The organism is Haliscomenobacter sp., assembly GCF_040403615.1.
Taxonomy (GTDB): domain Bacteria; phylum Bacteroidota; class Bacteroidia; order Chitinophagales; family Saprospiraceae; genus Haliscomenobacter.
Genome location: NZ_JBBAKG010000162.1, coordinates 1 through 9,732 on the forward strand (window position 1 = coordinate 1; position 9,732 = coordinate 9,732).

Consider the following 9,732-nt stretch of genomic DNA (forward strand, 5'->3'; position numbering starts at 1 on the left):
GCTTCCTATTCAAAACCCTCTCAAAAAATCGGGAAGTAATTTTTTGCGTCATACTGCATACTAATTCGTTTCTCAAATCAATTTCAGTCGTCTAAATGTCGTTAACTTTGAGCGCTGCCAAATCGGGTAGTGGCAAACAGGTTTGAAAATTTGATACCAATGAAAAAAATGTTCTTGTTTGGCCTCCTGGCAATATATGCATGGGCAATTTCCGCACAAACCAGCGGCAAAGTGACCACTCCGCCCAAGGAGACTTCTGACCCGGCAACCAAACTGGTTTTGGATAAAATGAGGACCAAGTACGAAGGCTACAAAACCATGGATGCAGAATTTTCGGTTACGATGGAAATGCCCCAGCAACCCAAGGAGGTTCAAAAGGGAAAATTGCTGCAAAAAGGGGCAAAGTACCGGGTGGATGTCAACGAGCAATCCATGATTTCTGATGGGAAATCACTTTGGTTGATTTTGCCCAAAAACAAGGAAGTACAAATCAACAATGCCGCGGATGCCAATGACGATGAAAGCCTCATGTCTCCGCAATCCATTTTCCGCATTTACTTGCGCAAGGATTTCATCTATGCCATTACCAATGAATTTGCGCAGGGCAAACGCGTAGTGCAGGAAATCGAATTCAAACCCACCGATAAGTATTCTGAATACTCCAAATTACGCCTCACGCTGGACAAAAAGACCCAGGAATTCATCGAATTCAAGGCTTTTGGCAAGGATGGCTCCCGCTATACCCTCGTGATGACCAAATTGACGCCTAATTTGCCCTTAACAGATGCCAGTTTTACTTTCAACAAGGCAAATTATCCGGGCTATCACATTGAAGATTTGAGGGAGTAAGGCTCTAGGATTTTGGGGTCTTGGGGTTAAAGCCTATTTTGTGCGCTGAGTTTATCGTGTTTTCATTCTTCACAATGCTTCGTTAAGAAAAATGGGTTTTCGTTCCGCTATCATCAAGCCTTTTGCCCACAAAATTGCGCGCGACATCAAGCGTTGGTCGGCTCATGCGGTACAGTCGCAAGAGCAAATTTTTAAGCAGTTGATTGCCGTTGGCAGGAATACTGCTTTCGGAAAAGCGCATGGATTTGACCAAATCAATTCCTATCAGGATTACATCGAGCGGGTTCCCATCCGCGATTACGAGGGCATCAAACCCTATATTGAGCGCATCAAAGCGGGTGAAACCGATGTGTTGTGGAGAGGCAAACCTGCCTATTTTGCTAAAACTTCGGGGACAACATCTGGGGTAAAATACATCCCAATCACCAAAGACAGTATTCCCAACCATTTTGGGTCGGCTAGAAATGCCTTGTTCAACTACTTTGCTGAAACCGGGAATGGTCGCTGGCTGGATGGCAAATTGATTTTCCTATCGGGCAGCCCAGAATTGAGTGAAACCGCGGGTATCCCTACTGGCCGCTTATCGGGTATTTCCAATCACATGATTCCCAATTGGTTGAAAATTAATCAAATGCCCAGCTACGCCACCAATTGCATCGAGGATTGGGAAACCAAACTGGACAAAATAGTGGAGGAAACGTTGGGGCAAAACATGAGTCTCATCAGCGGAATTCCACCCTGGGTGCAGATGTATTACGAGCGGCTGATTGAACGCTCTGGCAAAAAGACAATCAAAGAGATTTTTCCCCATTATTCCGTCTTCGCCTATGGCGGCGTAAACTACGAACCTTATCGCGCCAAATTAGAAGAACTGGTCGGCGCGCGCATCGATAGTGTGGAAACCTATCCAGCTTCAGAGGGCTTCATTGCGTTTCAGGATAGCCAAACCCAACCCGGCCTCTTGCTGAATTCCGCCTCGGGTATTTTCTTTGAGTTTGTTCCTGTTGAAGAAATTTTCAATGAAAACCCCACCCGCGTGTGGCTCAAGGATGTGCAACCAGGAGTGAATTATGCAGTCATCATCAACAACAACGCGGGACTGTGGGGGTACAACCTGGGTGATACGGTGTCCTTTGTATCCACCAATCCCCATCGCTTGTTGGTCACGGGGCGCGTCAAGCACTTTATTTCAGCTTTTGGCGAACACGTCATTGGCAAAGAAGTAGAAGAAGCCATGCTCCAGGTATGTCGGGAGCAAAAAGTGAAGGTGGTGGAATTTACGGTTGCTCCCCAGGTGAATCCACTCGAAGGGAGACTTCCTTATCACGAATGGTTGGTTGAATTTGACAGCCTGCCCGACGATCTCCCTTCTTTTTCTGCTCGACTCGACGAGTTGATGATCCTGCAAAACATCTATTACGAAGACTTGATTGTGGGCAGTATCCTGCGTTCACTGGTCATTACGCCCTTGCAAAGGGATGCATTTCGAACCTACATGAAAAGCCAGGGCAAGTTGGGTGGCCAAAATAAAGTGCCACGTTTATCCAATGATCGAAAAATTGCAAACGACTTGGAGGGCTTGAAATTGGATTACTAAGTCTGACGCAAAAAATTACTTCCCGATTTTTTGAGAGGCTTTTGAATAGGAAGCTCACTTGAAATGAACCGTTCGACTTCCTATTCAAAATCCAAAATCGAGAAGCTAATTTTTCTGCGTTAATGATCTAACCTGGTAGCGGTTTTTTCTTGTATTTTTTTGCCCGGATTCTGCTGACGTGAACCTCTGAAACACCAATAAACGAAGCCAATACATTGAGGGGGATTCTTTGGGCCAATTCGGGCTGCTCATCCAGAAAACGCTCCAAGCGTTCAGTAGCGTTCAAGAGCAAAAAAGTTTCGATACGGTAGAGGGAATCCAATAGTTGACGCAAAACCATATTGTACATGTCAAAGCAAAAATCGACATCCTCCTTTTGTTTTTTCAGCACAGCTTCATAGTCCAACAACAGTAAATCCGTCTCTTCGATGCATTCGATTTCCTGGTTGCTGGGCTGGGATTTGAACAGCATATCAAAATTGCTGACCACTGCTTGTTCTGGAATCAGGAAAATGTTGATGGGTTTGTCATTTTTGAGGTAGAACATTTTCATCAGACCGCGCAATACAATTCCCATTATTGGTCTTTGATCTCCAATGGTCAAAAAAGTATCTCTTCGATCAAGTTTAAGCACTTCCCCTAATTGGAGCAACTTTTCAGCGGATGCTCTGGTCATAAAATCATTGGCGCAAAGGATATCCAAGTACGAATCTTGTAGTTCTTCCACAGTATGTAATTTTCAATAAGAAAAATACAAGAATTACGGTAGCCACAAAACAAGTTAGGCGATAAATTTTCATTTACCGCCTAACTTGTTTTGTAGCAATTGTCAATAATAGTGAGATTATTCTAAAACAATCATTTTTCGGGTAGCAGTAAATCCTTCTGCCTCAAGGGTATAGTACAATACGCCATTGCCATGTAAGGCTGAGGAATTGATTTGTACGCGGTTTTCACCCTGAACAAACCAACTGTGATTCGTCCAAAGTAATCTTCCTGCAACATCCCGGATGCTCAGGGTTGCCTGCGTTGCTTTTGGCAAACTGAACTCGATCAGTGTTTCGTCCTTAAAAGGGTTGGGGGTGTTCTGGCGCAATACAGCTTCCGCCAAATTTGAGCCTTGATTGTCCCAACCCAATTGGACACCGATTGTCTCATCCTGCAAATCATAAGCTTCTGCGGGTGTACGGCGGCCATTGAGTTGCAGCACATCCTGGATTGCACCTGCTTTTTTGGCTTTGAATTGCAAAACCAGGAGGGTTGGATCTGGACTTTGGCTGGCTTTTTTGTTCCAGCTTACCGTGATGTCTCCCTGATTGGCAAATACGCCCAGGTGCTCAGATTTTAGAGCGCGGTATTCGATGTTATCGAGATCCAGCATTTGCGGATCAAAATTCAAGGTGAACTGGTAGCCTTGAACCTTGGCCAGGTCTTTGGCCTTGAGCGCTACGGCAAAAATTTCACCTGCCTGAAATGCATTTCTGGCCTGGTTTACGATTTCTGCCTGGATATTGAAAACCCGGTCATTGCGCAGTTCGCCTTTGGCGACCACACCGGCACTTGTGCTGGCGTTGCCATTGACGTCACCCATTTTGATGGCCACAAAATCGGCATTCACTTTATTTTGCAGGTTATTGATGTTGACCACCTGCGGCATCTCTGCCTGCCAGGGGTTGGCTGGATTCGGGAATTTGTAACTGCCGTCCACAAACTTCCAACTCGGCACTCCATTCAAACGTTGATCAATATTGAGGATCAACTTGCGAATCTGAATCAAATCCAGGGTCGTGATCGATTTAGAGTTATTTACGTCTGCGGCGATAATGCGGTATGGATTGCTCAAAGTCTGGATGCCCAGAATATGTTTTTGAATGAGTACCAAATCGAAAGTAGATACTCCATTCAGGTGATCGCGATCCAATTGTGGCGCAATGGTATAGTCGGTTCCTTTTTTCAGGTTGACAAAAGCATATTTTCCAGTGGCTCCAGAAGGCTGTTGCTTACTGGCATTGCCACTGATCTCTACACTTACACCCGCCAGTGGCTCGGTGTCGTCGGTAGCAATCAGGCCATTGATTTCGCCACCCAGTGCGGATCCTGCCGGACAAATTTTGCGGTTGTCTTGTACCAATAAGTAGGAGAGGCAATAATCGTGGTTACCCAATTCGTCCCAGCCGTGTACTTCGACGCTGAGGGTAAGGCCAGCATCGGCGCAGGTTACTTGCAGGCTTGTCTGGTTCGGATTGGGGGTTTCTCCTTCCCGGTTGACGGAATATTTGGTGACCAGTTTTTGACCGTCAAAAGTTTCAGGTCCTTGTCCGTTGCAATCAAAAATCTTGGAACCGATGAAATCATTGGCCCAAACGGTCATCATGCCACCACCGTTGCCGTCGGGCATCAGGTCAGTTGCAAGGCCGTTGATACAGATTGGCGCAGGCCCTTTGCAATCGCGGATTTCAAAAGGAATACGGGTTGGAACACTCAAATTGCCGCATTCATCGCGCACCACTACAATCAGATCGTGTTTGCCTTCCGGCAAATCGCGAATGGTAACCTGGTAGCTGTTGCCTTTGTTTTCGCGCACAATCCAGCGTGGAATTTCGTAAGGAATCATCTTGCCCGCATCAAGGGTTTGGAATGGGGCAATCATCAATTGAGCTCGTTCCAACTCCACTTTGTCGGTACAGTTGTCGATGGCTTTGAAACTGATAATCGCATCGGCTTTGCAATCCGTAGAACGGGTAGGAATTTTGTCCAAAACAGGAACGAGTACTACAGGCCGCTCCTCATCGTAAATCTTGATGATTTGGGTATACATAAACGAGTGGAAGTACTCGCCATACGCACATTTGGGAGGTGTAAAGCTGATGTCATCCGCATTCTTGGGGGTCAAATCTTTGGAGAGGTAAAATTCTTCATTCAAATCACGATCAGCATCCCGCACCAGTAGGTAAATCGGTGCTTTCCCGTAATTGTTGAAAGTGCTCCGATCCACTACATAAACGTTGCCATTAGCCATTGGGTCGCCGCAACGGTCATCATAAGTACACCAGTTCAACACGGTATAGGTGCGGAAGATTTTGTAACATTCATCATCAGAGGCGTCGTAGCGCTTGTCGGATACATTTACCGAGATGAGGTCACAACCCAACTCGTCCTTAATCAAGCTATCGACCAATGGTTTATTGCAGGCTTTTTGATTGGCGTCTTTGGGGAAACAAATGTTGTACTCATGTATGCCACGAATGGTAATTTTTTGAGTGCAAAAAATAGTAATTGGTCCTTTCGAGGTCTTTTTGGTCAGCGTCCATTTGCGCAGGATATAACCATAGCCACATTTCAGGGATTTCTCGGTAGAGTAAACCGTATCCAATGGAGCGCAATCGTTGCCGCTGGTGATGGTCACGTCGCCGAAGCAATTGACTGAAGCTGTTTTGCTGTCAATTGTGGCCAGGCATTTTTCATCACAATCCACGGTCAGATCCCAGGGCGCCACGCAAGCGGGGATAACCTTGTCTTCGAGTTGGATCTCTGCCCAAGCAAAGTTGCGGTTTCCGCTGATGTCTTCTCCCCAGAGTTCAATGGTTACTTTCGCGGTTAGGTCGCAGCAGAAGAAATCGGCACAGTTTTGTAGGGGCGTCATGAGTTTGCCGCCTTTCAGGATAAACGTTTCGCCAAAGTCGGCCAGATCGCCATCGCCATTGAGGTCAAAACCATCGGCTTTGGTCCAGTCGTTGTCGGCGGGCAATGGATCGAGTTTGCCATTGCCATTGGAGTCGTATCCTTTATTGATGAAACTGCTTTCACAATCAACAGGTACATTGCGGCGAACGCGCATCCAAAGCATTTGGCAGTTGTCGCTGGAACCTTCATTGACATCGTCGACGCAGACCTTGGCATAACCACTGGTATACCCGTTGGCATTGCTGAGGCTCACGTTCAACTGATTGTCGATGATCATTACGGGCGAAATTTTGTCTACAACCGTAATGAATACAGTATCTTTAGAGGCATTGTAACAGCCATCAAAAGCATCCACGATTACGCGGTGCCTGCCCAGGGTAAGGCCGCTCATGACCCCATTCACCACGGGGTATTCTTCTTCAAACCAGGGTTCCTTGTCGCCCTTTTCTGCAATCAGGATCCCTTTTACGTAGCGTCTTTTGCTTTCTACTTTCACGCTGACGTTGAACACTGAGCAATTGTCGGTCACTTCTACCCCCAATACTTCTTTCAAGCCCCGAATGGTCACGGGGAAAGAAGCATCGCAATTCATTGGGCCGGTTGAGAGTTCGATGGGGTGGTGGGGTGTGATCACCGTTGGCGCATCGAAATCACCAATTTTGATCAACACGTGGAAAGTATCCACAATCCCCCCTTTGCACCAGTCAAACACATAGATTTCCCGGTCAATTTTCAAACCGCGATTGGTACAAATTGGAAATTCCTGATCTTTGATCTGCATGGAATAATTGCAGGCTTGTTGATCCAGGAAAAGGGTATCGGTAACAGTACCACGCTTTTTAGTGGTGAAAGGAGTAACATCAATGCTACGGATTAACTTTTTATTGGGCGTACAAGAGGTGTAAGTTACTACCCGATCGTATTCATCCGAACCAGCACCATTAAAACGAAAATCACTTACGGCGGGGCGAACGAAGTTGATCACTTGAACCGTATCTGCGCGCATTCCCACGCAGTTTGTAGCAACCCAGGTACGAAAAATGCGGGCATACAAGCCATTTTTGGAAAGTGAATCGCAGCCGTATACTTCCAATCTGTCGCTCCATTTTACGCTAATTGGGCAATCAGGATCGCAGTTGGAAAATTTAACCAAACCAAGATTAGGCACTTTGTCTTGAACTTCGCTGCGGTAATTGATGGTTCCGGCAGGAATTTGGAGTGGGCTGCTGGCGCGCCCTAATTTGCCTATGGTTTGCGGATTGTTCAGAATGTAGTCTACTTTGGAGCAAATCACGGGAGTAGGATCAAACCAAGCACTATCAATTCGAGGCACGTTTTTGTCTTCTACCACCAAAATACCCCAACAGCCGGCCTCGTCGCAACCAATGCGGCGCAAAAAATACTTCAAGCGTTGACCCGCATGTTCTCCGGTGAGGATATTATTGGTGATTGCTTTGGCGTTTTGATCGGCAATAATCAATTCAAAGGTTGCTCCTGGGCAGTCCGCATTGTTGTACTCTGCCACCAGATTGGGGGTTACTTCAAAAGTACAGTTGACACCCAGGGAAACCCTCACCTCATTTAGACAGGCTATTCCACCGAATAAATTTTGCTTTTCAATACCAGACTTTGGCACGAATTTTGGTTCAATAGCAGAAACTGGCTGAGAACTCAGCAAGATTTGTTGCCAAAAGAAAGGTAGACAAAGCAGGATAAAAAATCCATACATCGCCGCTGGAGCTGCTTTTGACAGCTTCGGTAAGTACTTCTCCATGAGATTAATGATTTGCCAAAAAAAACACTTAAAGATAATCACAATCTGATAAAAACAAGTGGCAAAAGATGTAAATACCACTATTAGAGTAGGCCGTCTACCAGGCTAAGTTTTACTTTTCACTCCGTTTTGGCCAATTGAAAAAATAGGCACTGAGAATTGGCACGACAAAAAGCGCAATTGTCAGAAGGGAAGTGAATAAATCCGCCATTTCTCCTTCCGTATAAATGGCCAATGTTGATTCTGGAAAATAGTGGCTAAATCCAGACAAACTCAGCTTTAACCCCAAAATTCCAATTACAATAAAGGCTATACTTTCCAGAAAAGGGAAGCGCTCCATCAAGGAAACAAACCCTTGTGCAACAAAACGCATGGCCAAAATTCCAATGAATACCCCTAGTATAATCAATTGAATCTGATCGGTAAAAGCGACTGCTGCAAAAACGTTGTCGATTGAAAAAGCCAAATCCATCAATTCTACCAAAGCGATCGTAGCCCAAAACTGGCCCAGGGAACCCAAGGTAGCCCGATACAACCAGTTTGATTTTTTATCTACATAATCATCACTGGAATCTTCAGGGGTAGCCTTGCCTTTAAAATAACCATAAGTCAGGTACAACAAATACAAGCCTCCTACCGGTTTTAGCCACCAGATTTGTACCAGCCAGGCGGCAAAAATTAGACACAAGCCCCGGAATACATAGGCTCCAATGATGCCATATCGCAAGGCCCTGCTGCGCTGATGTACAGGTAAATCCATGACCATAGTGGCCAATACTGCTGCGTTGTCTACCGAAAGCAGACTTTCAATAAGAATAAGGTTCAGAACAACGAGAAGGCCAGATTGAATGTCTGGACCAAAAATTTGATGTAACAATTCGGTCATGCGCTTATTTTTGAAAGGGCAAAGATAGCCCCTTGAACCAAAATATCATGGATAATTGACTTGTAAAAAGCAGCATTTGATTTTGTGTGCCTCATTCCCTATCTTTCCCCTCCAAATACGATTCAGCAGTACCATGCAAAAAGCCATCGATCTCTACTATTCCGTCGTCATAGAAATAGCCACGCCATATTTTATCGGCACCGGATTTTACCTGCGCGATGCTGGAATTATTGTCACCAACGAGCACATCGTACGCGACAACCGGGAAGTGGTCATCAACGGTGTGCATTTTCCCAAACAATTGGCAAAGGTGCTGTTTATAGATGAAAGGCACGATCTGGCTTTCGTCGCCGCACCAACCGTGGAAACACCTGCCGTTCAATTGGGCATAGGCAATCCGGTACGGCAAGGAGATGTGGTCGTAGCAGTAGGCCATCCGTTTGGATTCAAATACTCGGCTAGCCAAGGCATTGTGTCAAATACCCGACATGAGATCGAGCAAATTTTGTACATCCAGCACGATGCAGCGCTCAACCCAGGTAACAGTGGTGGGCCACTGATCAATATGCAGGAGCAAGTTGTAGGGGTGAATACCTTCAAAATCAAGGATGGCGACAGCATCGGTATCAGTTTGCCTGTTCAGCAATTGGCGGAGGCACTGGCCGAATTTCAAAAAGGTGGCGGAGAAATCGGTGTGCGTTGCTCTTCTTGCAGCAATGGAGTGTTCAAATCTACCATTGAAGGGGTGTATTGCCCGCATTGTGGCGCCAAATTGAGCCTGCCCGATGGTGTGGATGAGTTTGAACCGATTGGAGTTGCCGCCACCCTTGAAGAAATGCTGGAGCAACTGGGTTATCAGGCGGCTCTGTCTCGTTCTGGTCCCAATTGTTGGACGATTACCAAAGGCAGTGCCAAAATCAATGTCCATTACCACGAAGGCAA

The 9,732-nt window shown here is 46.0% G+C and carries 6 protein-coding genes; 3 read left to right on the plus strand and 3 right to left on the minus strand.

The window, feature by feature from the left end; genetic code table 11:
- The first annotated feature begins 159 nt into the window (after positions 1 to 159).
- Positions 160 to 849, plus strand: a complete 690-nt coding sequence (gene lolA1 / locus ABW391_RS27310; RefSeq protein WP_353485081.1) for an outer membrane lipoprotein periplasmic chaperone LolA1 — start codon at positions 160 to 162, stop codon at positions 847 to 849.
- A 91-nt stretch (positions 850 to 940) separates the two neighbouring features.
- Positions 941 to 2,446: a GH3 auxin-responsive promoter family protein gene (locus ABW391_RS27315; RefSeq protein WP_353485082.1), complete on the plus strand. Its 1,506-nt coding sequence runs from the start codon at positions 941 to 943 to the stop codon at positions 2,444 to 2,446.
- Between the two features lie 127 nt (positions 2,447 to 2,573).
- Here the strand turns inward: ABW391_RS27315 and ABW391_RS27320 are convergent, their stop codons facing one another.
- The 3 genes from ABW391_RS27320 to ABW391_RS27330 all read right to left on the minus strand — a co-directional run bounded on the left by ABW391_RS27320 (position 2,574) and on the right by ABW391_RS27330 (position 8,790).
- Positions 2,574 to 3,173 (minus strand): Crp/Fnr family transcriptional regulator, encoded by a 600-nt coding sequence (locus ABW391_RS27320; protein WP_353485083.1) that lies wholly within the window; start codon positions 3,171 to 3,173, stop codon positions 2,574 to 2,576.
- Positions 3,174 to 3,290: 117 nt separating this feature from the next.
- Complete coding sequence (locus tag ABW391_RS27325) at positions 3,291 to 7,904, minus strand: T9SS type A sorting domain-containing protein (protein ID WP_353485084.1); 4,614 nt, start codon at positions 7,902 to 7,904, stop codon at positions 3,291 to 3,293.
- A 112-nt stretch (positions 7,905 to 8,016) separates the two neighbouring features.
- Positions 8,017 to 8,790 (minus strand): TerC family protein, encoded by a 774-nt coding sequence (locus ABW391_RS27330; protein ID WP_353485085.1) that lies wholly within the window; start codon positions 8,788 to 8,790, stop codon positions 8,017 to 8,019.
- 133 nt (positions 8,791 to 8,923) lie between these two features.
- Between ABW391_RS27330 and ABW391_RS27335 the strand changes: the two genes are divergently transcribed.
- On the plus strand, positions 8,924 to 9,732 hold an 809-nt coding region (locus tag ABW391_RS27335; protein ID WP_353485086.1), incomplete at its 3' end, for a S1C family serine protease.